The 25,050-nt window shown below is 67.5% G+C and carries 19 protein-coding genes and 3 rRNA genes; 5 read left to right on the top strand and 17 right to left on the bottom strand.

Features of this window, described 5'->3' with window-relative positions; genetic code table 11:
* The first annotated feature begins 7 nt into the window (after positions 1-7).
* The 3 genes from O1Q96_RS04110 to O1Q96_RS04100 all read left to right on the top strand — a co-directional run bounded on the left by O1Q96_RS04110 (position 8) and on the right by O1Q96_RS04100 (position 3,648).
* Positions 8-946 (top strand): HAD family hydrolase, encoded by a 939-nt coding sequence (locus O1Q96_RS04110; protein WP_269246892.1) that lies wholly within the window; start codon positions 8-10, stop codon positions 944-946.
* Positions 947-1,339: 393 nt separating this feature from the next.
* A complete protein-coding gene (locus O1Q96_RS04105; RefSeq protein ID WP_217455742.1) occupies positions 1,340-2,116 on the top strand; it encodes an ECF subfamily RNA polymerase sigma factor, BldN family in 777 nt (258 codons plus the stop codon).
* A 302-nt stretch (positions 2,117-2,418) separates the two neighbouring features.
* Positions 2,419-3,648 (top strand): DUF5667 domain-containing protein, encoded by a 1,230-nt coding sequence (locus O1Q96_RS04100; RefSeq protein WP_269246891.1) that lies wholly within the window; start codon positions 2,419-2,421, stop codon positions 3,646-3,648.
* Between the two features lie 103 nt (positions 3,649-3,751).
* On the opposite strand, the gene O1Q96_RS04095 is transcribed toward O1Q96_RS04100, so the two are convergent.
* From O1Q96_RS04095 to O1Q96_RS04045, 11 genes are all read right to left on the bottom strand, one after another.
* Positions 3,752-4,801, bottom strand: a complete 1,050-nt coding sequence (locus O1Q96_RS04095; RefSeq protein WP_269246890.1) for a lysophospholipid acyltransferase family protein — start codon at positions 4,799-4,801, stop codon at positions 3,752-3,754.
* 14 nt (positions 4,802-4,815) lie between these two features.
* A complete protein-coding gene (locus tag O1Q96_RS04090; RefSeq protein WP_269246889.1) occupies positions 4,816-5,877 on the bottom strand; it encodes an NAD-dependent epimerase/dehydratase family protein in 1,062 nt (353 codons plus the stop codon).
* A gap of 321 nt (positions 5,878-6,198) precedes the next feature.
* The gene (locus O1Q96_RS04085; protein ID WP_003948845.1) at positions 6,199-6,297 is read right to left on the bottom strand and encodes a 30S ribosomal protein bS22; all 99 of its coding nucleotides are present in this window, start codon (positions 6,295-6,297) and stop codon (positions 6,199-6,201) included.
* Between the two features lie 164 nt (positions 6,298-6,461).
* Positions 6,462-6,671 (bottom strand): helix-turn-helix domain-containing protein, encoded by a 210-nt coding sequence (locus tag O1Q96_RS04080; RefSeq protein ID WP_093781815.1) that lies wholly within the window; start codon positions 6,669-6,671, stop codon positions 6,462-6,464.
* A gap of 129 nt (positions 6,672-6,800) precedes the next feature.
* Positions 6,801-7,616: a phosphatase gene (locus tag O1Q96_RS04075; RefSeq protein ID WP_269253469.1), complete on the bottom strand. Its 816-nt coding sequence runs from the start codon at positions 7,614-7,616 to the stop codon at positions 6,801-6,803.
* A 137-nt stretch (positions 7,617-7,753) separates the two neighbouring features.
* Positions 7,754-8,926 (bottom strand): acetoin utilization protein AcuC, encoded by a 1,173-nt coding sequence (locus O1Q96_RS04070; protein ID WP_269246888.1) that lies wholly within the window; start codon positions 8,924-8,926, stop codon positions 7,754-7,756.
* Entirely contained in the window at positions 8,877-10,106 is a 1,230-nt protein-coding gene (locus O1Q96_RS04065; RefSeq protein WP_269246887.1) for an MFS transporter, read from the bottom strand. Before O1Q96_RS04065 ends, O1Q96_RS04070 begins: the two co-directional genes overlap by 50 nt.
* Before the next feature lie 108 nt (positions 10,107-10,214).
* On the bottom strand, positions 10,215-10,862 hold the full coding sequence (locus O1Q96_RS04060) for an HAD family hydrolase (RefSeq protein ID WP_269246886.1): 648 nt from the start codon (positions 10,860-10,862) through the stop codon (positions 10,215-10,217).
* Between the two features lie 62 nt (positions 10,863-10,924).
* A 5S ribosomal RNA gene (rrf, locus tag O1Q96_RS04055) occupies positions 10,925-11,041 on the bottom strand.
* A 100-nt stretch (positions 11,042-11,141) separates the two neighbouring features.
* Positions 11,142-14,265: ribosomal RNA gene (locus tag O1Q96_RS04050) — 23S ribosomal RNA — on the bottom strand.
* Positions 14,266-14,577: 312 nt separating this feature from the next.
* Positions 14,578-16,105: ribosomal RNA gene (locus O1Q96_RS04045) — 16S ribosomal RNA — on the bottom strand.
* Together the 16S, 23S and 5S rRNA genes form the textbook arrangement of a ribosomal RNA operon.
* Positions 16,106-16,949: 844 nt before the next feature.
* Here O1Q96_RS04045 and trpS point away from each other — a divergent pair.
* A complete protein-coding gene (gene trpS / locus O1Q96_RS04040; RefSeq protein WP_269246885.1) occupies positions 16,950-17,948 on the top strand; it encodes a tryptophan--tRNA ligase in 999 nt (332 codons plus the stop codon).
* A 39-nt stretch (positions 17,949-17,987) separates the two neighbouring features.
* On the opposite strand, the gene proC is transcribed toward trpS, so the two are convergent.
* The 6 genes from proC to O1Q96_RS04010 form a co-directional block, all read right to left on the bottom strand.
* A complete protein-coding gene (gene proC / locus O1Q96_RS04035) occupies positions 17,988-18,797 on the bottom strand; it encodes a pyrroline-5-carboxylate reductase (RefSeq protein WP_269246884.1) in 810 nt (269 codons plus the stop codon).
* A 130-nt stretch (positions 18,798-18,927) separates the two neighbouring features.
* Complete coding sequence (locus O1Q96_RS04030) at positions 18,928-19,722, bottom strand: ABC transporter permease (protein WP_269246883.1); 795 nt, start codon at positions 19,720-19,722, stop codon at positions 18,928-18,930.
* Positions 19,719-20,591: an ABC transporter ATP-binding protein gene (locus O1Q96_RS04025; protein WP_269246882.1), complete on the bottom strand. Its 873-nt coding sequence runs from the start codon at positions 20,589-20,591 to the stop codon at positions 19,719-19,721. Before O1Q96_RS04025 ends, O1Q96_RS04030 begins: the two co-directional genes overlap by 4 nt.
* Positions 20,592-21,223: 632 nt before the next feature.
* On the bottom strand, positions 21,224-21,706 hold the full coding sequence (locus O1Q96_RS04020; RefSeq protein WP_269246881.1) for an EamA/RhaT family transporter: 483 nt from the start codon (positions 21,704-21,706) through the stop codon (positions 21,224-21,226).
* A gap of 144 nt (positions 21,707-21,850) precedes the next feature.
* On the bottom strand, positions 21,851-22,138 hold the full coding sequence (locus tag O1Q96_RS04015) for an SH3 domain-containing protein (protein ID WP_269253468.1): 288 nt from the start codon (positions 22,136-22,138) through the stop codon (positions 21,851-21,853).
* Between the two features lie 115 nt (positions 22,139-22,253).
* The gene (locus tag O1Q96_RS04010) at positions 22,254-22,607 is read right to left on the bottom strand and encodes a peptidase (protein WP_269246880.1); all 354 of its coding nucleotides are present in this window, start codon (positions 22,605-22,607) and stop codon (positions 22,254-22,256) included.
* 150 nt (positions 22,608-22,757) lie between these two features.
* Here O1Q96_RS04010 and O1Q96_RS04005 point away from each other — a divergent pair, with 150 nt between their 5' ends.
* Positions 22,758-24,971: a serine/threonine-protein kinase gene (locus O1Q96_RS04005; RefSeq protein WP_269246879.1), complete on the top strand. Its 2,214-nt coding sequence runs from the start codon at positions 22,758-22,760 to the stop codon at positions 24,969-24,971.
* Positions 24,972-25,050 lie beyond the last annotated feature (79 nt).

The raw sequence follows: 25,050 nt of genomic DNA, 5'->3' as shown, positions 1-25,050 counted from the left end.
TCACGCCATGGCCGCTCTCGGATGGCTCACCCCCCGTAGACGCTCCGCGACCGCGCGCAGCGTGCTGGCAGGCGAGGCCTCGGCTGAGGCAGCGCGCAAGACCTCCCAGGAGCTGGAGGAGCTCGCGCACGAAGCCGCGCCCGAAGGCGTCGAGCCGGTGTTCCCCGTCTTCGGCGACGACCAGGCCGCCGCGTTCTTCGACCTGGACAACACCGTGATGCAGGGTGCGGCGATCTTCCACTTCGGCCGGGGCCTCTACAAGCGGAAGTTCTTCGAGTCCCGGGACCTCTACCGGTTCGCCTGGCAGCAGGCCTGGTTCCGGCTGGCCGGCATCGAGGACCCGGAGCACATGCAGGACGCGCGCGACTCCGCGCTGTCCATCGTCAAGGGCCACCGCGTCGCCGAGCTGATGTCGATCGGCGAGGAGATCTACGACGAGTACATGGCCGAGCGCATCTGGCCCGGCACCCGCGCCCTGGCCCAGGCGCACCTGGACGCCGGCCAGAAGGTGTGGCTCGTCACGGCCGCCCCGGTCGAGATCGCCACGGTGATCGCCCGCCGGCTCGGCCTGACCGGCGCGCTCGGCACGGTCGCGGAATCGGTGGACGGCGTCTACACGGGCAAGCTCGTCGGTGAACCGCTGCACGGCCCCGCCAAGGCGGAGGCGGTACGCGCACTCGCGGCGGCGGAGGGCCTGGACCTCGGCCGCTGCGCCGCGTACAGCGACTCCCACAACGACATCCCGATGCTCTCGCTGGTCGGGCACCCCTACGCGATCAACCCGGACACCAAGCTCCGCAAGCACGCCCGCACCCTGGACTGGCGGCTGCGCGACTACCGCACGGGCCGCAAGGCGGCGAAGGTCGGCATCCCCGCGGCGGCCGGGGTCGGCGCAGTCGCGGGCGGCACGGCCGCGGCCATCGCCCTGCACCGCCGCCGCCGCTAGCGCTCCCCGGCGAGCCCCCTCACCCCGGCCCGCGGGTTCGTCACGTCGGGCCGCGCGGTTCCCCGCGCCCTGACGGAGCGCACGGGTAACGGGCAATCCGGCTCTTCTACCCGCACACCGCCCCCGCCAGTCCCGTTGACGGCACCCGGCCACAACACGCCCCGGACTCAGACGGAACGCGAACCATTTCGATCAACAACCGGTCACTGTCCGGCACTTGATCAGCCGTCATTCGGTTACAGAAGCGACGTAATCGATGATTTGAGCAACTGGGTGTAGCACTGCCTGTACGAAGCGTTATTCTCCTCAGACGCATAACGGACCCCGCTCTTCGCTACGACGGGTGAACGGTCCGGTACTGCACGTGATGGAAGCTCTGCCTCTGGGAGTCCCGTGTACCCACACGTCGGGGTTGACGCCTCGGGCCTGGCTACGCTGCGCGCAACGGTCCTCGACCGTTTGCGCGGCTTCGTCCCCACCGCGTACGCCGTCCCCGCCCTCGCTGTCTCCGCCGCGCCCGTCGGCCCGTGCTACGCACTGGCCGAGAGCAGCGCGGCGGTCGGCAGACGAGGACGTTCGAGCGCGCCAGCCACCCCCGCACGCCGCCCGGCCGCAGACAGTGACAGCGCCCGGATGATGGATCTCGTGGAGCGCGCACAGGCCGGTGAGGCCGAGGCCTTCGGCCGGCTCTACGACCAGTACAGCGACACCGTGTACCGCTACATCTACTACCGCGTCGGCGGGAAGGCGACCGCGGAAGACCTGACGAGCGAGACGTTCCTGCGCGCCCTGCGCCGCATCGGCACGTTCACCTGGCAGGGCCGTGACTTCGGCGCCTGGCTGGTCACCATCGCCCGCAACCTCGTCGCGGACCACTTCAAGTCGAGCCGCTTCCGGCTCGAAGTGACCACCGGCGAGATGCTCGACGCCAACGAGGTCGAGCGCTCCCCCGAGGACTCCGTCCTGGAGTCCCTCTCGAACGCGGCACTGCTGGACGCCGTACGCCGCCTCAACCCCCAGCAGCAGGAGTGCGTGACCCTTCGGTTCCTCCAGGGCCTCTCGGTCGCCGAGACCGCCCGCGTCATGGGCAAGAACGAGGGCGCGATCAAGACCCTCCAGTACCGGGCGGTGCGCACCCTGGCCCGACTCCTCCCGGAAGACGCCCGCTGAGACCCCGTACCCGGCCTCGACGCCACCCGGCCGGCCCGCCGGACCGGCCCCCGGTACGACCCCGTACGAATCAGTACGCTCAGCGACGCTCAACTGACCCTCCGTGAAAGTCTGTTGACTTCGCGGTCCGATCATTCGTCGTCCGTAACCCAAGTGCCGAGCCGCTCGTTGTGCGGGATACAGGCTCCCTGTGGTCACACCCTGGCCACTGCCGATCACTCGATCGTGTAGTTCCGGGCAGGGAGTGCACCCCTCAGGACCCCCTGGGGAGTCGACCGTCATGACGAGAGGAGGTGCCGCCAGTGATCGCGAACGTATCGGCGCACCGGCGGACGAACGCCTTCGCCCAGGCCCTGGAGGAGCAGTCCGACAGGGGCACGGCGGCCGAGCAGTCCGAAGGACCTGCTCCGGCCGCCGCGGACCGGTCCGAGCAGAGCCGGATGCTGTCCTTGGCGACCGGCCTCGGCGAACTGCCCAAACCGGAGCTGGACCCCGAGGTCAAGGTCGTCCAGCGGGCTCAGCTGGTGGCCGCGATGGAGGCCATGCTGCTCGAGGGCACGGCCGCGGGAGGCGAGGCGACGGGCCCTTCGGTGCCCGAGCAACGGTCCCATCGGGGCAAAGGCGCGCATCGGGCGACCGGGCTGGGGAAATTGCGACCCCGTTCCCGGCTGTCGAAGGGGCTCGCCGCGGGCGGGCTCACCGTGGGTGTGGCCGCCGGAGCCTTCAGCGGCGTCGCCGCTGCCAGTTCCGACGCCCTTCCCGGTGACTCGCTCTACGGGCTCAAGCGCGGTATGGAGGACCTGAAGCTGGGCATGGCCGACGGGAACAGCGACCGTGGCCGGCTCTACCTCGACCAGGCCTCCACCCGGCTGAGCGAGGCGCGCCGCCTGATGGAGCGCGGCCGCTCGGGCCCTCTGGACCACGAGTCCCTGGGCGAGATCCGCCGCGCACTGTCCGGCATGCGGCACGACGCCTCCGAGGGCCACCGCCTGCTGCACGAGGCCTACGAGCGGAACCCGGACTCCCTGGGCCCCATCCAGGCACTGTCGGCCTTCTCGCAGTCGCACCGCGACGCCTGGGGCGCCCTGCGCGACCGGCTGCCCGTCCAGCTCGGCGACGTGAGCCGCGAGGTCAGCTCGGTCTTCGACGCCATAGACGAAGAGGTCGAGCCGCTGCGCTCGCTGCTCCCGCAGCCGCCCGCGCCGGAGGGCACCGGCCGGCACCGCGGCGCGAGCTCGGACTCCACCGGCCCCTCCGGTACGGACCGCGCTGCCACACCCAGCGCCACCGGCGGCGGCTCCACCGACGGCACCGGGTCCAGCAGCGGCAAACCCAAGCCGTCCACGTCCAAGACACAGGACGACGGTCTGCTCGGCGGCAACACGGGCGGCCTCCTCGACCCGCCCGAGGACGACACCGGCGCCACCCCGTCCGGCAAGGACACCCCGCCGGCCGAGCCGGACGTGACCTTGCCGCCTCTGCTTCCGGGGCTGCTTCCGGGCCTGGGCATCGACAGCGAGGACGCGGGCTAGCCTCCGTGCATACGTGTGTGGGGCGCCCCCTTTCCGAAGGGGGCGCCCCACACACGTATGCACGCCGTCGATCAGCACCTGCCGACGAGCGGCAGAACGTCCGTCAGAAGAACACCGAACGGCGCTGCACCAGCAGCTTGTAGAGGGTGTGCTGGATCTGTTCCCTCACCTGGTCCGTCAGGTTGAACATCAGCATCGGGTCCTCGGCCGCCTCCGGCGGATAGCCGTCCGTGAGGATCGGCTCGCCGAACTGGATCGTCCACTTGGTCGGGAGCGGGACCGCGCCCAACGGACCGAGCCACGGGAACGTCGGCGTGATCGGGAAGTACGGGAAACCGAGCAGCCGCGCGAGGGTCTTCGCGTTGCCGATCATCGGGTAGATCTCCTCGGCGCCCACGATCGAGCACGGGATGATCGGGGTGCCCTGGCGCAGCGCGGTCGACACGAACCCGCCCCGGCCGAAGCGCTGCAGCTTGTAGCGCTCGCTGAACGGCTTGCCGATGCCCTTGAAGCCCTCCGGCATGACGCCGACCAGTTCGCCGCGCTGCAGGAGGCGTTCGGCGTCCTCCGCGCACGCGAGGGTGTGACCGGCCTTGCGGGCCAGCTCGTTGACCACCGGCAGCATGAAGACCAGGTCCGCCGCGAGCAGCCGCAGATGCCGGCTGTCGGGGTGGTTGTCGTGCACCGCGACCTGCATCATCAGGCCGTCCAGCGGCAGCGTCCCCGAGTGGTTGGCGACGATCAGCGCCCCGCCCTCCGACGGGATGTTCTCGATCCCCTTGACCTCCACGCGGAAGTACTTCTCGTAGAGGGGGCGCACCAGGGACATCAGGACCTGCTCGGTGAGCTCCTGGTCGTAACCGAAGTCGTCGACCTCGTAGTCGCCCGTCAGACGCCGCCGCAGGAACGACAGGCCCCCGGCGATGCGCCGGTCCCAGCCGCCGTTGTGCGGCTCCCCCACAGCAGCCGGTTCCTCACGCGTCACAGGACCATCATCCTGCTGAATCGTTCGTGCGGGCAGGGGCTGGAGCTCCTGAACCGCCGTGGGCTCGCCTTTCCGCCTGCTGCCCGCACTCCGGCGCCGCGGCGACCGCTGTGCGGCACTCCCGCGGGACCGGTCGTCGTCGAACGGAATGACCTTGGCGTCCGCCATCGTTGATGCGCTCCTCAGTTGGCGCTCTGCGTCGGGGGGTGGCCACCGCCCAGTACGGGCAGTGCGGCGATCCGGTCGACGGCTCCCGTAATGGCCTCGGGGGGCAGCAGTCCGGGGCCCCGGCTGCGGGCGAAGTCCGCGAACGTCTCCGCCGTCGTGAACTTCGGCCGGTAACCGAGCGTCTCGCGCATCTGGTTCGTCGCCACGACCCGGCCGTGGGTGAGCAGCCTCAACTGCTCGGGCGAGAAGTCCGTGATGCCCAGCGTACGCAGCGCCGAGCCCACCCAGGTGATCGCGGGCATCAGCAACGAGACGGTGGGCCGGCCCAGCCTGCGCGCGCACTGCGAGAGCAGCAGGACGCCGTCGCCGGCGATGTTGAACGTGCCGCTGTTGAGCGTGCCCCGCTCCGGCTCGTGCGCGGCGATCCGCAGTACGTCGATCACGTCGTCCTCGTGCACGAACTGCAGCCGCGGGTCGTAGCCGATGACGGTCGGCAGCACCGGCAGCGAGAAGTACGCGGCGAGCGGGGTGTCCGCGCTCGGCCCGAGGATGTTGGCGAACCGCAGCACGCACACGGCGACGTCGGGCCTGCGCCGCGCGAAGCCGCGTACGTATCCCTCGACCTCCACCGTGTCCTTCGCGAAGCCGCCGCTGGGCAGCGACTTGGGCGGGGTCGTCTCGGTGAAGACGGCCGGGTCGCGGGGCGCGGAGCCGTAGACGTTCGTGCTGGACTTCACGACCAGCCGCTTGACCGTCGGCGACTTCTGGCAGGCGCCGAGCAGCTGCATCGTGCCGATGACGTTGGTCTCCTTGACCGAGGTCCGGCTTCCGCTGCCCAGCGGGGTGCCCGTCACGTCCATGTGCACCACGGTGTCCACGGAGTGCTCGGCCAGCAGCCTGGCGATGGTGGGCTGCCTTATGTCGGCCCGTACGAAATCCGCTCCGCCCAGGTGGTGTTCCGGCGTGACCGCGTCCACGGCGACCACCCGGTCCACCTCGGGGTCACGCTGGATCCGTCGGACGAACCGGCCCCCCAGCTGACGGGCCACTCCGGTCACGAGCACGACCTTCCCCAAGATCAGCGCCTTCCTTCCAGCCGTCGACGACATCCCGCTCGTACTCTGCCGTGTTCCCCGTGACGGTCACGTTAGCGGTTCGGTGTTGCGCTGTGATGACTGCCCGATGCATGAAGTGACGGCACCCCCGGACATACGATCAGACCAAGCCATTCGGCGCTCCGACGCAGGTCCGGGCCTACGCACAGCGTTCGCCCCACCGCACACCGTGGGCAGGGACGACTGTGGCCCCCCACCGATCGGTGGGGGGCCACAGAGCGCACTGTCGCGGCGTCGCCCACTACCCGCCTGCGCGAGGTGGGCGACCGCCGCCTGTCGCGACTACTTCTTGTTGCGACGCTGAACGCGAGTGCGCTTGAGCAGCTTGCGGTGCTTCTTCTTCGCCATCCGCTTGCGCCGCTTCTTGATAACAGAGCCCACGACTACCCTCGCTCACTTCTCTTTACTCGTTGCTGGGCTGCATGGGCCCACACGACTTATGAGGGGCCAGCCTACCCGCCTGAGCGCCGAGGTTGTAATCGAGGAGTTCCGGGTGGGATCCCCGGGACGCGATCGTGCGTCCCCGGGCCCCCTCCGGACCGCCGTCAGGCTGTCTCCACCCCCACGTAGGACTCGCGAAGGTACTCGTGAACCGCTTGCTCCGGGACGCGGAAAGACCTCCCCACCCGGATCGCGGGCAGATGACCGCTGTGCACCAAGCGGTACACGGTCATCTTCGACACTCGCATCACCGAGGCGACTTCCGCCACGGTAAGGAACTGAACCTCGTTCAGAGGCCTCTCGCCAGCAGCCATGACACACCTGAACCTTCCGCACTCGACGGTCACCGGCTTCCCCTTCCGGTGACACTTCGTCGTTGCGTGCTCACTCCCCAGAGTAGGGGCGGGTGATGCGAGTGGGGAAGAGGAGCCCCCGTCGGCGGCCTACTGTGACAGACACGCTCGATTGAGTACATAGCGAGTAAGCGGTCGGTAGTAATCAGACCGCACAGCGTCATCAAGTGGAACGACGACGGACACCCGCCCCTCAGCCTCTCCGACGAACAGCGCGGGATCGTCGGTGTCACCCAGGCCGATGGCCTCGAACCCCAGCTGACCTGCTCCGCAGACCCATCCGTGGTCTCCCACCACGAGTTCGGGAAGCGGCCCGCCGGCCTCGGCCGCGGCGGCCAGAGCCGTCCGAACCGGGAGGGGGGAGTGCGTGTGTGCGCCGGTCTCACGCCCGGCGCCCTGCGCCCCGGCTTCCCGCACGAGCGCGACTCCTCGTACGTAGTCAAGGTTGTACGTGCGTAGGCCGAACCGGGTCGTTATGTCGACACAGTCACCATACGCAGGGGTGAGGACAGCACATCCCGCCGCCGACAGAGCGTCCGCGAGAGCGGCGTAGAAACCGAGCAGCCGGTGCGGATGCCCGGTGCCGAGCAGCACCGGGGAACGCCTGCGCGCCGCTTCCGCAAGCCGCTCCGCGAAAGCGTCGAGCGCCACGAGAGTCCGCTCAGGATCGATCACATCGAGTCCGGACGTATGCCGGGGATCACCCGATACCCCGCATTTGTCCGCCATCAACGCGATCAGATCGGACTGTTTCCAGGCCCATTCGGGATCGAGCCCGATCGTCACTCGTGGGTCCCGCGCCGCGAACAGCCGGTAGCTCCTGAGACTCACTTCGCGCGAGGTGGCCACGGTCCCGGCCAGCCTCGCCGCCAGCAGGTGCGCCCGCAACGCTCCGGTACTCAGCACGTCCTGATGCTGACGCATATGCCGGGTCCCCGCCCCCGAAACAGGGGGAACACCGCACAGTTGGCGTAATACCTTCCCATGGAGCCCTCCACCGGGGGCAGCCCGCCGCGGCCGGGGCCGCACACCCGCCAGGGGCCCTACGCCAACAGCCCCCGCAGGGGAAACACCGCCTTGCGCGCGGCCAGTACCGCCTGGTCCAGGCGGTCCGCTGGGTCGTACCCCGCCTCCCACCGCGCCCACTCCACGGGCCAGCGCCCGTCGGTCATCCGCGCGGGCGCCAACTGCCGCGTACGGGCGAACACTTCCTGCCGCCAGCTCTCGGGGATGACGGACTCGGGCGCCACCTCCCGCCCTGCCGCGATCGCCACCAGATGCGTCCAGGACCGCGGTACGACATCCACGACGGCGTATCCGCCTCCGCCGAGGGCGATCCACCGCCCCTCGGCGTGCTCGTGCGCCAGCTCGTGACAGGCGACCTGCACGGCCCGCTGGGCGTCGAGCGACACGGCGAGATGAGCGAGCGGATCCTCGAAGTGCGTATCGGCCCCGTGCTGGGTGACGAGTACCTGCGGCCGGAAGTCGGCGATCAGCTCCGGCACGACGGAGTGGAAGGCCCGCAGCCACCCCGCGTCCCCGGTCCCGGCCGGCAACGCCACGTTCACGGCGGAGCCCTCCGCGTCCGCGGCCCCGGTCTCCTCGGGCCACCCCGTCTGCGGGAACAGGGTCCGCGGGTGCTCGTGCAGCGACACCGTCAGTACCCGAGGGTCGTCCCAGAACGCGGCCTGCACACCGTCGCCGTGGTGCACGTCCACATCCACGTACGCGACCCGCTCGGCCCCGAGCTCCAGCAGCCGGGCGATGGCCAGCGAGGCGTCGTTGTAGATGCAGAACCCGGAGGCGCCCCCGGGCATCGCGTGGTGGAGCCCGCCCGCGAAGTTCACCGCGTGCAGCGCCTCACCCCGCCACACGGCCTCGGCGGCGCCCACCGACTGGCCGGCGATCAGAGCGGAGGCCTCGTGCATACCGGCGAACGCGGGATCGTCCACGGTCCCCAGCCCGTACGCCCCGTCCGCCGCCCGGGGATCCGCGGAGGCGGCCTTGACCGCCTCGACGTAGTCCTCCCGGTGCACCAGCCGCAGCGTGGAGTCCCCGGCGGCCTTGGCCGCGACGACATCCATCTCCCGGTCGAGCCCGAAGGCGTCGACCAGGCTCCGGGTCAGTGCCAGCCGGACCGGATCCATCGGATGGTCCGGGCCGAAGTCATAGCCCGTTACTGCCTCGTCCCACATCAGCTGTGCGCGGCCGCTCATGCCCGTCACCGTATCCGGAAGGTCCGGAACCGAACGAACGGGCGTACACCAACGTCACCAGGACCAAGGCCATCGGTACGAGCATCGCTCCCCGATAGCTCCACACGTCGCCCAGAGCCCCCACCAGGGGCGAACCGACCAGGAACCCCACATAGTTGAAGATGTTCAGCCGCGCGACGGCCGCGTCCGCCGCCCCGGGGAACAGCCTTCCCGCCGCCGCGAAGGTCTGCGGCACGATCACGCACAGGCCGAATCCCACGAGCGTGAAGCCGAGCATCCCGACCCAGGCTCCCGGCGCGGCCGCCACGACCGCGAAGCCCACGGCGGCGAGCAGGGCCCCCACCCGCACGACCGTCACGGCCCCGAAGCGCCGCACCCCGAGGTCCCCGACCGCCCGCCCGAGCAGCGTGGTGATCATGTAGACGTTGTACGGAAGGGTCGCCATCTGCTCCGAGCTGCCGAGCACGTCCTGCAGGTACTTGGCGCTCCAGTTGGAGACGGTCGAATCGCCGATGTACGCGACGGCCATCACCAGACACAACGGCAGGAGCATCCTGGACCCCAGCCCCGCACCGCCACCCTTGCCAGCGCCCTCGTCCGGCACAGGGGCTTCTTCGGGGCCACCCCTGTCGACGTACCACCGGCTCGCCACGAGTGCGGCGGGCAACAGCACCAGCACGACGGGCAGGTACGACACGAACAACGCCAGGTCCCAGTGCGCCCCCACCCAGGCGAGCGAGGCCCCGATGATCCCGCCCAGGCTGTACGCGGCATGGAACCCGAGCATGATGCTGCGCCCGTAGGTGTGCTGGAGGCTCACCCCGAGCATGTTCATGGACGCGTCGAGGGCTCCGACGGCCAGCCCGAAGGCGGCGAGGGAGAGCCCGATCGCCCACAGGCCGTCACCGGCGCCGACACCGAGCAGCGCGAGCAGCACGACGGGCTGCGACCATCGCAGTACGTGACTCGGCGGCACCCGCTTCACCAGGTGCTCGGTACAGACGCTCCCGACCCCGGCGAGGATCGGCACGGCAGCGAGGAAGGCGGGCAGCAGCCCGTCGGATATCCCGTACCGGTCCTGGATCGCGGGGATACGCGTCACGAGCAGCGCGAAGGCGACGCCCTGGGCGAAGAAACTGAACGCCAACGAGGCCCGGCCACGCCGCAGCACATCTGTCATGGCGGCACAGCGTAGGGCTCCGGCTTACTCGTGGGTAGATGGTTCAGAAGATGAATTTTGCTCAGCTTCGAGATCTCAAGATCGACTGGTCTTCTTCGAGGCGTCCCGTCAGCTCTGGAGCAGCCCCATCAGCTCGCTCATCTGCCCGAAGAGGCGGTCGGCCCCGGCCAGCCGCTCGGCCGGTGTCATGGCCGTGAAGCCGTACACGTCCATCCCCGCCGCAACGGCGGCCCGGACCCCTAGCGGGCTGTCCTCGATGACGAGGCATTTCTCCGGGGTGACCCCCATCCGCCCTGCCGCGTACAGGAACAGGTCGGGTGCGGGCTTCCCCCGCCCCACATCCTGCGAGCTGAAGATCCGCCCGTCGTCGAACCACCGGTCCAGCCCGGTCTTCCGGTGCCCCACCCGGATGCGCTCATGGCTCCCGGACGACGCCACACAGTACGGAACTCCGTCCGCGGCGAGCTTCTCCAGGACCTCCACGGCTCCCGTGACCGGCTCCAGCTCCTTCTCGAAGGCGGCGAACACCCGCCCGTGGAAGACGTCGTCGAAGTCGGCCGGCAGCCGTTCCGCGGTCCGTTCCTCGATCATGTCGTGTACGCGATGCATGGCGGCACCCATGTAGTCGCGCAGGGACTCCTCGTACGAGGTGGGGTGCCCGAGCTCGGTGAGATACGCGGCGAGAAGCGCGTTGGAGATCGGCTCGCTGTCCACGAGAACGCCGTCGTTGTCGAAGATCACCAGTTCATAGCGCATAACTCCGACCCTAAACGCAAAATAGCCCCCGCACCGGAGTGCGGGGGCTATCAGCAATATACGTTCGGCGGCGTCCTACTCTCCCACAGGGTCCCCCCTGCAGTACCATCGGCGCTGTAAGGCTTAGCTTCCGGGTTCGGAATGTAACCGGGCGTTTCCCTCACGCTATGACCACCGAAACACTATGAAACACTCAAACTGCGGCACCATACCCCGTGGCCAAACAAGGGTATGGGATTGTTCGTGGTTTCAGAACCAACACAGTGGACGCGAGCAACTGAGGACAAGCCCTCGGCCTATTAGTACCAGTCAGCTTCACCCCTTACAGGGCTTCCACATCTGGCCTATCAACCCAGTCGTCTACTGGGAGCCTTAACCAATCTAGTTGGTGGGAATACTCATCTCGAAGCAGGCTTCCCGCTTAGATGCTTTCAGCGGTTATCCCTCCCGAACGTAGCCAACCAGCCATGCCCTTGGCAGGACAACTGGCACACCAGAGGTTCGTCCGTCCCGGTCCTCTCGTACTAGGGACAGCCCTTCTCAATATTCCTACGCGCACAGCGGATAGGGACCGAACTGTCTCACGACGTTCTAAACCCAGCTCGCGTACCGCTTTAATGGGCGAACAGCCCAACCCTTGGGACCGACTCCAGCCCCAGGATGCGACGAGCCGACATCGAGGTGCCAAACCATCCCGTCGATATGGACTCTTGGGGAAGATCAGCCTGTTATCCCCGGGGTACCTTTTATCCGTTGAGCGACGGCGCTTCCACAAGCCACCGCCGGATCACTAGTCCCGACTTTCGTCCCTGCTCGACCCGTCGGTCTCACAGTCAAGCTCCCTTGTGCACTTACACTCAACACCTGATTGCCAACCAGGCTGAGGGAACCTTTGGGCGCCTCCGTTACTCTTTAGGAGGCAACCGCCCCAGTTAAACTACCCATCAGACACTGTCCCTGATCCGGATCACGGACCCAGGTTAGACATCCAGCACGACCAGACTGGTATTTCAACGACGACTCCACCATGGCTGGCGCCATGACTTCAAAGTCTCCCAGCTATCCTACACAAGCCGAACCGAACACCAATATCAAACTGTAGTAAAGGTCCCGGGGTCTTTCCGTCCTGCTGCGCGAAACGAGCATCTTTACTCGTAGTGCAATTTCACCGGGCCTATGGTTGAGACAGTCGAGAAGTCGTTACGCCATTCGTGCAGGTCGGAACTTACCCGACAAGGAATTTCGCTACCTTAGGATGGTTATAGTTACCACCGCCGTTTACTGGCGCTTAAGTTCTCAGCTTCGCCAAACCGAAGTTTGACTAACCGGTCCCCTTAACGTTCCAGCACCGGGCAGGCGTCAGTCCGTATACATCGCCTTACGGCTTCGCACGGACCTGTGTTTTTAGTAAACAGTCGCTTCTCGCTGGTCTCTGCGGCCACCCCCAGCTCAAGCAGCAAGTGCTATCACCGGTGATGGCCCCCCTTCTCCCGAAGTTACGGGGGCATTTTGCCGAGTTCCTTAACCATAGTTCACCCGAACGCCTCGGTATTCTCTACCTGACCACCTGAGTCGGTTTAGGGTACGGGCCGCCATGAAACTCGCTAGAGGCTTTTCTCGACAGCATAGGATCATCCACTTCACCACAATCGGCTCGGCATCAGGTCTCACCCTTGATGTGCGACGGATTTACCTATCACACGGGCTACACCCTTACCCCGGGACAACCACCGCCCGGGATGGACTACCTTCCTGCGTCACCCCATCACTCACCTACTGCAGGTCTGGTCCGTCGGCTCCACCACTTTCCTTTCCCCGAAGGGTCCGGAACGGCTTCACGGACTTAGCATCGCCTGGTTCAATGTTTGACGCTTCACAGCGGGTACCGGAATATCAACCGGTTATCCATCGACTACGCCTGTCGGCCTCGCCTTAGGTCCCGACTTACCCTGGGCAGATCAGCTTGACCCAGGAACCCTTAGTCAATCGGCGCACACGTTTCTCACGTGTGTATCGCTACTCATGCCTGCATTCTCACTCGTGAACCGTCCACCACTGCCTTCCGGCGCGGCTTCACCCGGCACACGACGCTCCCCTACCCATCCGTACTCCCGTTGGGGATATATGTACGAATGACACGACTTCGGCGGTACGCTTGAGCCCCGCTACATTGTCGGCGCGGAATCACTAGACCAGTGAGCTATTACGCACTCTTTCAAGGGTGGCTGCTTCTAAGCCAACCTCCTGGTTGTCTGTGCGACTCCACATCCTTTCCCACTTAGCGTACGCTTAGGGGCCTTAGTCGATGCTCTGGGCTGTTTCCCTCTCGACCATGGAGCTTATCCCCCACAGTCTCACTGCCGCGCTCTCACTTACCGGCATTCGGAGTTTGGCTAAGGTCAGTAACCCGGTAGGGCCCATCGCCTATCCAGTGCTCTACCTCCGGCAAGAAACACACGACGCTGCACCTAAATGCATTTCGGGGAGAACCAGCTATCACGGAGTTTGATTGGCCTTTCACCCCTAACCACAGGTCATCCCCCAGGTTTTCAACCCTGGTGGGTTCGGTCCTCCACGACCTCTTACAGCCGCTTCAACCTGCCCATGGCTAGATCACTCCGCTTCGGGTCTTGAGCGCGCTACTGAATCGCCCTATTCGGACTCGCTTTCGCTACGGCTTCCCCACACGGGTTAACCTCGCAACACACCGCAAACTCGCAGGCTCATTCTTCAAAAGGCACGCAGTCACGACCCACAGAGTAAACTCTGTGAGCGACGCTCCCACGGCTTGTAGGCACACGGTTTCAGGTACTATTTCACTCCGCTCCCGCGGTACTTTTCACCATTCCCTCACGGTACTATCCGCTATCGGTCACCAGGGAATATTTAGGCTTAGCGGGTGGTCCCGCCAGATTCACACGGGATTTCTCGGGCCCCGTGCTACTTGGGTGTCTCTCAAACGAGCCGTTGATGTTTCGACTACGGGGGTCTTACCCTCTACGCCGGACCTTTCGCATGTCCTTCGCCTACACCAACGGTTTCTGACTCGTCTCACAGCCGGCAGACTGTGAAAGAGAGATCCCACAACCCCGCATGCGCAACCCCTGCCGGGTCTCACACACATACGGTTTGGCCTCATCCGGTTTCGCTCGCCACTACTCCCGGAATCACGGTTGTTTTCTCTTCCTGCGGGTACTGAGATGTTTCACTTCCCCGCGTTCCCTCCACACACCCTATGTGTTCAGATGTGGGTGACAGCCCATGACGACTGCCGGGTTTCCCCATTCGGAAACCCCCGGATCAAAGCCTGGTTGACGGCTCCCCGGGGACTATCGTGGCCTCCCACGTCCTTCATCGGTTCCTGGTACCAAGGCATCCACCGTGTGCCCTTAAAAACTTGGCCACAGATGCTCGCGTCCACTGTGCAGTTCTCAAACAACGACCAACCACCCATCACCCCGCCTTCACAGGCGAGTGCACTGGGGCCGGCACTGAAGGCAGCCATACGGCCATACCCTCAGACACCCAACAGCGTGCCCGGCACCCTCGCCGCTTCCCTCATTCTTTCCACGCCCCGAAGGACAGTACTGGAAGGAGAAGACGACCAAGAGTGCCGAATAATCAACGTTCCACCCATGAGCAACCACCGTCGAACGTGTGCCGACGTAATGGCCCTGGACCACCAAGCAAGCTTGGCGGCCTAGATGCTCCTTAGAAAGGAGGTGATCCAGCCGCACCTTCCGGTACGGCTACCTTGTTACGACTTCGTCCCAATCGCCAGTCCCACCTTCGACAGCTCCCTCCCCACAAGGGGGTTGGGCCACCGGCTTCGGGTGTTACCGACTTTCGTGACGTGACGGGCGGTGTGTACAAGGCCCGGGAACGTATTCACCGCAGCAATGCTGATCTGCGATTACTAGCAACTCCGACTTCATGGGGTCGAGTTGCAGACCCCAATCCGAACTGAGACAGGCTTTTTGAGATTCGCTCCACCTTGCGGTATCGCAGCTCATTGTACCTGCCATTGTAGCACGTGTGCAGCCCAAGACATAAGGGGCATGATGACTTGACGTCGTCCCCACCTTCCTCCGAGTTGACCCCGGCAGTCTCCTGTGAGTCCCCATCACCCCGAAGGGCATGCTGGCAACACAGAACAAGGGTTGCGCTCGTTGCGGGACTTAACCCAACATCTCACGACACGAGCTGACGACAGCCATGCACCACCTGTCACCCGACCACAAGGGGGGCACCATCTCTGATGCTTTCCGGGCGATGTCAAGCCTTGGTAAGGTTCTTCGCGTTGCGTCGAATTAAGCCACATGCTCCGCTGCTTGTGCGGGCCCCCGTCAATTCCTTTGAGTTTTAGCCTTGCGGCCGTACTCCCCAGGCGGGGAACTTAATGCGTTAGCTGCGGCACCGACGACGTGGAATGTCGCCAACACCTAGTTCCCACCGTTTACGGCGTGGACTACCAGGGTATCTAATCCTGTTCGCTCCCCACGCTTTCGCTCCTCAGCGTCAGTAATGGCCCAGAGATCCGCCTTCGCCACCGGTGTTCCTCCTGATATCTGCGCATTTCACCGCTACACCAGGAATTCCGATCTCCCCTACCACACTCTAGTCTGCCCGTATCGAATGCAGACCCGGGGTTAAGCCCCGGGCTTTCACATCCGACGCGACAGACCGCCTACGAGCTCTTTACGCCCAATAATTCCGGACAACGCTTGCGCCCTACGTATTACCGCGGCTGCTGGCACGTAGTTAGCCGGCGCTTCTTCTGCAGGTACCGTCACTTTCGCTTCTTCCCTGCTGAAAGAGGTTTACAACCCGAAGGCCGTCATCCCTCACGCGGCGTCGCTGCATCAGGCTTTCGCCCATTGTGCAATATTCCCCACTGCTGCCTCCCGTAGGAGTCTGGGCCGTGTCTCAGTCCCAGTGTGGCCGGTCGCCCTCTCAGGCCGGCTACCCGTCGTCGCCTTGGTGAGCCACTACCTCACCAACAAGCTGATAGGCCGCGGGCTCATCCTTCACCGCCGGAGCTTTCAACCCCCACCCATGCGAGTGGAAGTATCATCCGGTATTAGACCCCGTTTCCAGGGCTTGTCCCAGAGTGAAGGGCAGATTGCCCACGTGTTACTCACCCGTTCGCCACTAATCCCCACCGAAGTGGTTCATCGTTCGACTTGCATGTGTTAAGCACGCCGCCAGCGTTCGTCCTGAGCCAGGATCAAACTCTCCGTGAATGTATTCCCGTAATCGGGAGAACACCACGAGAGCGGAACAGTCAACCGGAATAAGGAAGACTGTTCACAGCGTCCTCGCTGATGCGCCTACCGGAACAATGCCCGGCAGGACTTTTTCAAAGGAACCTCCACCCACCACAAAGTGATGGACGGGGTATCAACATATCTGGCGTTGATTTTTGGCACGCTGTTGAGTTCTCAAGGAACGGACGCTTCCTTCGTACTCACCCTCTCGGGCTTTCCTCCGGGCGCTTCCCTTCGGTCTTGCGTTTCCGACTCTATCAGACCGTTTCCCGATCCGATTTCCTCGGTGCTTTCCAGGTTTCCGCTTTCGCGTTTCCCTTTCCGGCGGTGTCGACTCTACCAGATCCTTTCGGGCCCGATTCCCAGTCGAAGTGGGTTGTCCTCGCGGCTGTTGGGCCGTTCCGACGAGTGAGACTTTAGCGGAATCCCGGCCCCCGAGCTAATCGGGGTTGCGTCCTTTCGAACGCGGATTCCTCATTTCGCAAACGCGCATGAAAACGAGCCGACGACGGGTCGTCGATCGCTGTGTGTTTGTTGCGGAATGGCTGTCCGGGGACCAACCGAAGTCGGCGCTCACGTCGGACAACTCGGAGAACACTACGGAGCGGCCTGAGGTGTGTCAACCCGAGGCCCGGGGCCACCCTGGAGGCGTACTCTCGGTGTCATGACTACGCACGCGTGCACCCAGTTGTGGTGGGCCACCTGACGGCGGCCGTACATACGCGTGTACTCAACGGCCGCCGCCTCGGCGGCCGTTCTCGTATCTCCTTCCTGGAGCACCGGCCGGCGGTGGTGGCGGCCTCGACCAGGAGGTAGAGGAATGAAGCGGGTCTTCAGCGGGGTCAAGCCGACCGGGCACCTGACACTGGGCAACTACCTGGGGGCGATGCGGCGCTGGAGCGCGGTCGACCAGCACGAGGCCGACGCACTGTTCTGTGTCGTCGACCTGCACGCGCTGACCGTGGACCACGATCCCGGGCGGGTCCGCAGGCTCAGTCGGCAGGCGGCCACCCTGTTGTTGGCCGTGGGACTCGATCCGAAGCTGTGCACCCTCTTCGTACAGAGTCACGTGGACGAGCATGCGCGGTTGTCGTACCTGCTGGAATGCGTGGCCACCGACGGCGAGATGCGGCGGATGATCCAGTACAAGGAGAAGGCGGCGGCCGAGCGCGCGCGGGGCGGGAGTGTGCGGCTGTCGCTGCTGACGTATCCCGTGCTGATGGCGGCGGACATCCTGGCGTACGGGACCGACGAGGTGCCGGTGGGGGACGACCAGGCGCAGCACGTGGAGCTGGCGCGGGACCTGGCGGTGCGGTTCAACCAGCGGTACGGGCACACGTTCGTGGTGCCGCGGGCCACGCATCCGGAGGTGGCGACGCGGGTCATGAACCTCCAGGAGCCGACGTCGAAGATGGGGAAGTCCGACGACGTGGGGCCCGGGATCGTCTATCTGCTCGACGAGCCCGAGGCCGTCCGGAAGAAGATCATGAGGGCCGTGACGGACAGCGGGCGGGAGGTCGCCTACGACCGGGAGGCCCGGCCCGGGGTCTCGAACCTGCTGGAGATCCTCGCGGCCTGTGCGGATGGGAACCCGAACGACCTGGCCGGTGTATATGAGTCGTACGGATCTTTGAAGAAGGACACCGCCGAGGCCGTGGTGGAGCTCCTCGGGCCCGTACAGCAGAGGCACAAGGAGTTGTGCGCGGATCCTGCGTACGTGGAGGGGGTGTTGCGGGAGGGTGCCGAGAAGGCCAGGGAGATGGCGAGGCCGACGGTGGACTCGGCGTACCGGGCGATCGGGCTGCTGCCGGCGGGGTGAGGAGCGGTGGGGCCGGGAGCGGGCCCGGCCCCGGGGCTCTCAGCCGTTGCCGGAGGCCAGTGCGCGACTGCGGTCGCGGGCTGCCTCCAGGGCCGCGATGAGGGCGGCCCGTACGCCGTGGTTCTCGAGTTCGCGGATGGCGTTGATCGTGGTGCCCGCGGGGGACGTGACGTTCTCGCGGAGCTTCACGGGGTGCTCGCCGCTGTCGCGGAGCATCACGGCGGCGCCGATCGCGGACTGGACGATGAGGTCGTGGGCCTTGTCGCGGGGCAGACCGAGCAGGATGCCGGCGTCGGTCATGGCCTCGACCAGATAGAAGAAGTACGCCGGTCCTGAGCCGGAGAGGGCGGTGCAGGCGTCCTGCTGGGACTCGGGGACGCGGAGTGTCTTGCCGACGGCGCCGAAGATCTCCTCGGCGTGGGTGAGGTGCTCGGCGGTGGCGTGGCTGCCGGCGGAGATGACGGACATGGCCTCGTCGACGAGGGCGGGGGTGTTCGTCATGACACGGACGACGGGGGTGTTCTGGGCGAGGCGCTCCTCGAAGAAGGAGGTGGGGATGCCCGCCGCGCCGCTGATGACCAGGCGGTCCGCGGGGACGTGCGGGGCCAGTTCGTCGAGGAGGGTGCCCATGTCCTGCGGCTTGACCGTGAGGATCAGGGTGTCCGCGCTCTTGGCGGCCTCCTGGTTGGTCACCGGGGTGACGCCGTGGCGCTCGTGGAGTTCCTTGGCGCGCTCGGGGCGGCGGGCGGTGACCAGGAGGTCGGCAGGGGCCCAGCCGGCTCGGATCATTCCGCTGAGCAGGGCCTCGCCGATCTTGCCGGTGCCGAGCACTGCGACTTTCTGGGTCATGTTCGGTTGCCCTCCGGGGGTGCGTCGTCCGGGGCCCATCCTCGCACCGGGGCACGGGGGCGGGCCGCGTTGTCCGCTGGGCGGGACACGGTCGGGCCCTTCGGGCGGGGCGGGCTGAGGGCCGGCACGGCTATGCGGTGCGGCGGCGGAGGGTTGCCGCGCCGAGTGTCAGGACGAGGAGGGCGCAGGCCGCGACGATCAGGGCGTCGCGGACGAAGGCGGCGGTGATGTCGGTGTGGATGAGGACTTCGTTCATGCCGTCGACGGCGTACGACATGGGGAGGACGTTGGAGATGGCTTCGAGTACGGGGTGCATGTCGGGGCGCGGGGTGAACAGGCCGCAGAGGAGGAGCTGGGGAAAGATCACGGCCGGCATGAACTGGACGGCCTGGAACTCCGAGGAGGCGAACGCCGAGACGAAGAGGCCCAGGGCGGTGCCGAGCAGGGCGTCGAGCAGCGCGACCAGGAGGAGCAGCCAGGCCGAGCCGGTGACGTCGAGACCGAGGGCCCAGACGGCCAGACCGGTGGCCAGGACGGACTGGACGATGGCGATGGCCCCGAAGGCGAGGGCGTAGCCGGCGATGAGGTCGGCCTTGCCGAGGGGCATGGCGAGGAGGCGTTCCAGAGTGCCGGAGGTGCGTTCGCGGAGGGTGGCGATGGAGGTCACCAGGAACATCGTGATGAGGGGGAAGATGCCGAGGAGCGAGGCGCCGATGGAGTCGAAGGTGCGCGGGCTGCCGTCGAAGACGTAGCGGAGCAGCAGAAGCATCAGGCACGGGATGAGGATCATCAGCGCGATCGTGCGCGGGTCGTGGCGGAGCTGGCGCAGGACCCGGGTCGCGGTGGCGGTGGTGCGGGCGAGGTTGATGGCGCTCGGCTTGGGGGGTGCGGCCGGGTTCGCGCGTGGCGCGGTGCTCGTGCTCATCGGACGGGCTCCTTGTGGTTCTTGTCGTGGTGCTGGCCGCGGGGCTCGTCGCCGGCCGCGATGGCTTCGTCGACCAGGTGGAGGAAGGCGGCCTCGACGGTGTCGGCGCCGGTCCGGGTGCGCAGGGCGTCCGGTGTGTCGTCGGCGAGGATCCCGCCCTCGCGCATCAGGAGCAGGCGGTGGCAGCGCTCGGCCTCGTCCATGACGTGGGAGGAGACGAGGAGGGTGGCGCCCCGGTCGGTGGCGATGGTGTGGAAGAGCTGCCACAGATCGCGGCGCAGTACGGGGTCGAGGCCGACCGTGGGTTCGTCGAGGACGAGCAGTTCGGGGGTGCCGAGGAGGGCCACGGCGAGTGAGACACGGCTGCGCTGGCCACCGGAGAGGTTGCCCGCCAGGGCGTCGGCGTGGGAGGCGAGGTCCACGTCGGCGATGGCGTGGGTGACGTTCTCGTGGCGGCGGGCGGCGGCGGCACGGCCAGGGTCGAGGATCGCGGCGAAGTAGTCCAGGTTCTGGCGGACGGTCAGGTCGTCGTAGACGGAGGGGGCTTGGGTGACGTATCCGATGCGGGAGCGGAGTGTGGCGTGCCCCGCGGGCAGGCCGAGGACTTCCAGGGTGCCGGTGACCTGGGCCTGGGTGCCGACGATCGACCTCATCAGGGTGGATTTGCCGCACCCCGAGGGGCCGAGCAGGCCGGTGATCTGGCCGCGGGGGACGTCGAAGTCGAGTCCGCGGAGGACCTGGCGGGTGCCCCGGACGACGGTGAGGGCCTCGGCGTGGACCGCGGAGGGGACGGCTGTGTGGCCCGGAGTCGGTGTGTGGTCCGGGGTCTGTGGCGTGGGGTCGGGTGGGCCCGGAGCATTATTCATCATGTGATGAATAATGCGCCCGGGTGCAGGAGCCGTCAAGCCCGGGCGGGGCATCGCATGGCGGAGTGCCGCGTCGGCGGGGCGCCGGGGCGGTGGACGCCGGGGCGGCTGGGAGAGGAGGGGCGCAGGCCTGGGGCGGAGCGGGGTGAGGGGCGGTGGACGGCCGGGGCCGCGACGACCGGGCGGGTGGAGGGCTTCAAGCTCAGGGACCGGGGGCGAGGGGAGGCGGCGTGTGTGAGAGGCAGGTCAGGGGCGTGTTGTGACCATCACTACGACCTCGTAGGTCTCCTGTACCGAGCCGTCCGGGAAGGCGCTCAGGAGGTGTTCGCCCTCGTCCGCGAAGAAGGCGGCTGTCGCCTGCTCACCCAGGACCAGGAAGACCGAGTGGCTGCCGATGTCGGCCAGGTGAGTGTCCAGGGGGACGGTTCGGCTCCAGCGGACCTCGTGTCGGGTGCACGGGGGCAGGTACGGGGCGCCGGCGAAGACGTCCTCCGTACGGGCCCGGAGGCCGGAGCCGCGTTTCTCGGTGACGTCGCTGCCGATGAACTTCTCTGTGCGCCGTCATGGCCACATCGTGGCCGGAGCGCGGGTGAGGGAACAGAGGGACTGCCTCGACCGTCCGGCGGGCCGCCCGGTCAGGCGCGTCGTCCGCGTGACGGCTTCCCCTTGCGGCGGGACGCGCGGCGGTCGTACCGGGCGCGGGCCGTCTCGTACTCGGTGCGGTGGAGGCGCTCGCCCGGGGCTTCGGTCAGCGAGCGGAAGAAGTAGGCGGTGAGAGTGCCGACGAATCCGATGGTCAGCAGGCCTCGAAGGGCGGACTGGGTGTCCGGGGCCGGGCGGGCCGAGTAGCCCGACCAGGTGGTGCGGAACGCGACCGCGCTGCAGACGGCGAACATCGTCACGACGAGGAGGGTGACGAAGCCGCCCACGGCTGCGATCTCCAGGCCCTCGTACGCGAAGCGGAGGACCAGGCAGCCGGCCACGATCGCGGCGAGTGAGCCCGCGGTGACCGCCGCGCGGCGGGCGCGGTAACCACCGTCGTGGTTCACCCACGTCGTTCCGAAGAAGCGGATCGGTTCGGGGCGGGGGCCTGCGGAGGTGCCTGGTTCGTCGCTCACGGTTCGATTATGGCCTCGGGCGGCCGGGCGACGGCATCCACGTGCCTACCGGAGCGGTGGCGGGGCGAGCGGGAGCCACGGCCCGCCGGTCCGTGGCCCGCCGGTCGGCGGGTCGGTGGTCGGTGGACCGGGGCTCCCGGCGGTTCAGCCGCAGCGCCCTGCCACGTAACCGTCGCTGCCCGTCTGCACGTACGCGTCCGAGACGTACTCGCCGTTGTCGATGTTGTCCCAGATCTTCGTCGTGCCGTACGGTCCGGTGATCGTCTCACCCGGTGTCTGGCAGTAGACCGGGACCTTGGCGCCGACCGGCAGAGTGCGGATGATGGAGTAGCTGGTGCTCGGTCCGCTGCGGACGTTCACGGTGTAGCCGGGGGCGACCGAGTAGTACCTCTGGTTCACGGCGCTCGCCGCCGGGGCCGAGCCCATGACCATGAGGGTCGCCCCGATGGCCGCACCCGCGACCAGCGCGGCTCTGCCCTTGCCGAACCTCGCGGACCTGCTGAACTTCACTTCTGTTTCCTCCCGGGTCTCATGGCCCCTGCTTCGTTCAGGCGCAGCGCGGTGCCACGTAACCGTCGCTGCCCGTCTGCACGTACGCGTCCGAGACGTACTGGCCGTTGGCGATGTTGTCCCAGACGTTCGTCGTGCCGTACGTGCCGGTCACCCACTCGCCGGGCTTCTGGCAGTTGATCGGCACGCGGGCGCCGAGCGGCAGCACCTTGACGAGCTGGTACTGCGTGCCGGGGCCGCTGCGGACCTTCAGGCGTACGCCCGGAGCCACCGGGTAGCGGACCGCCATCGCCTCCGCGCTCTCCGCGGCGGCCAGTGTCCCGCCCGCCGCCCCCTCAGCCGTGTCTTCGACCGTTCCTTCGACCGTGGTCGTGCCTTCCTCAACAGCCATGGCTGCCTCCCCCGTTGATGATTTCCCCGTCGGTGCATTCGTGGTTCTCACACGCGACCCGCGCAGGCTAGCAAGCCCCTCCGACATCGCACGCACCATCGACTAGGCTCCGTGCGTCGCGCTCGGCGGACACAGACACGGGGGTGGGCCATGGCCCCGCTGCGCAGCTTCGGACCCGGACAGGAAGCGGAACACCCGGACTACGCCGGGCAGTACCGCCTTGAGTCGTGCCTGGGTGCGGGCGGCATGGGTGTGGTGCATCTCGCGACGTCCGCTTCCGGACTGCGTCTCGCGGTCAAGGTCGTCCACGCCGAGTACGCGGCCGACCCCGAGTTCAGGGCACGCTTCCAGCAGGAGGTGAGCGCCGCCCGGCGGGTGAGCGGAGCCTTCACCGCGCCCGTGGTGGACGCCGACCCGAATGCCCAACTGCCGTGGATGGCAACGCTGTTCATACCTGGCCCGACCCTCGCCGAGCAGGTGAAGCGGAACGGCGCGATGGAGCCGGGCGAGGTGCGCAGGCTCGGTGCCGGTCTGGCCGAGGCGCTGCGCGACATCCATCGCGCCGGAGTGGTCCACCGTGATCTCAAGCCGAGCAACGTCCTTCTCGCGCCCGACGGGCCGAAGGTCATCGACTTCGGCATCTCGCGGCCGACGGACAGTGATGTGCGCACGGAGACGGGCAAGTTGATCGGTTCGCCGCCGTTCATGGCGCCCGAGCAGTTCCAGCGGCCGAGGGAGGTCGGGCCGGCCGCCGACGTGTTCGCGATGGGCGCGGTGCTCGCCCACGCGGCGACGGGCCGCGGGCCCTTCGACTCCAACAGCCCGTACATCGTCGCGTATCAGGTGGTGCACAACGAACCGGACCTGGCGGGCGTCCCGGACGACCTGGTACCGCTGATCCTGCGCTGCCTCGCGAAGGAACCGGCCGAACGGCCCCTGCCCGCCGAGGTGATGGACGCACTGCGGCAGCCGGTGCCCGCGCCGGCACCCCGGATCCCGCTCCAGCGGCGGCCTCCCGAGGAGACGCACATCGCCGCGGGGCCGCGGCCGGTGACAGCCGCTCCCGCCCGTGCCCGCCGTCGCCCCGGACGGGCCGCGGTGGCCGGCGCGGCACTCGTGCTGGCCGTCGGCGGGGCTCTCGGTGTACGGGAGCTGGTCTCGTCCGAGACACCTTCGGCCGGCTCCGCCGAGGCGAGTCCGGAAGCCTTTCGGCCGTGGAGTACGGCCCTCACCGACACCCGGACGGCCGGGGCACAGGTCACGCCTCCGGTCTGTACCTCGGGTGAGGGTGCCCTCTTCTGCTCGGCCCCCGGGGTTCCGGCGGCGCGGCTCGATCCTGTGGACGGCCGGATCATGTGGTCGTACAAGGGCGGGGACGCGGAAACGGGTGCGGGCGAGGGGGAGGACAAGGGCGGGCGGGACGATGCCGCCGGTGACGGCAGCGACAGCGACAGCGGCAGCCGTGGCGGCGGCGACGGTTCAGCGGACGCGAAAGTGCTGCCCGAGCTGTCGGGCGGTCTGTTGCACATCACGAGCGGCGGCCGGCTCGGCGCGGTCGATCCGCGGTCGGGCAAGCAGCGTTGGGGCGTGGACATCTCCGCGTACGCGACCGTCGTGCACGGTGTGGACACCACGCTCCTCGTCGGTGAGCGTGGCGCGGTGCGGGCGCTGGACAGTGCGACGGGCGAGGAGCGCTGGAGCGCGCCGATCGGCGGACTCGGCACCCAGTGGATCGGCGGCCAGGCCGGAGCGGAGGTCCTTTACGCGGTGACGCCCTCCGACGACGGGACCGCCACGCAGGTGATCGCGGTGTCCGCGGAGCGGGGCACGGTGCTGTGGACGGGGTCGGCGGCCGGGAATTTGAGCCCGTTCTCCGCGCCCGACGGCGCCCTGTACCTCCTGTCGACGAACGCGGACCAGATGGTCGACGCGATCGTCCGGTTCGACAGCGGGAAGCGGAGCGCCCGCCGGGTGCCCCTGCCGACCCCGCTCGACCGGGCCTCCGCCGCGCAGAGCGGTGGAATCGCGTACCTCAGCGACGTGGGCGGCTCACTCGTGGCCGTCGACACACGGCCGTCCGGGAAGGGTTCCGAGCTGTGGCGCCTGGAGACTTCGGTGAGCCGTCCGTCGCGGCCCGTGGTGGCGGGCGGCCGGGTGTACGTCACCGGCCCGGACGGCCGTCTTCTCGCCACGGACGCCGACAGCGGCGAACCCCTGGGTCAGACCCGGCCCCGGCTGGGCGGTGACACGGCGCGGGTCGTGGCGGAACTGCCCCTGCCGGTGGTCATGGACGGGGCGGTCTTCGGCAGCGCGCCCGACGGCAGCGTCTTCGCGGTGGACGCGGGCAACCCCGCCGCCTGGTGAAGCGGGTCACCGGTCGCCCGGCCCGGCCGTCCGGTGACCCCAGTGAACGGCGAACCCGCCCGGTGGTGAGGACCGGGCG

It is taken from the genome of Streptomyces aurantiacus (assembly GCF_027107535.1).
Lineage (GTDB): Bacteria > Actinomycetota > Actinomycetes > Streptomycetales > Streptomycetaceae > Streptomyces.
Note: the sequence above shows the minus strand (reverse complement) of the source record. Positions and strands in the feature narration are given on the sequence as shown.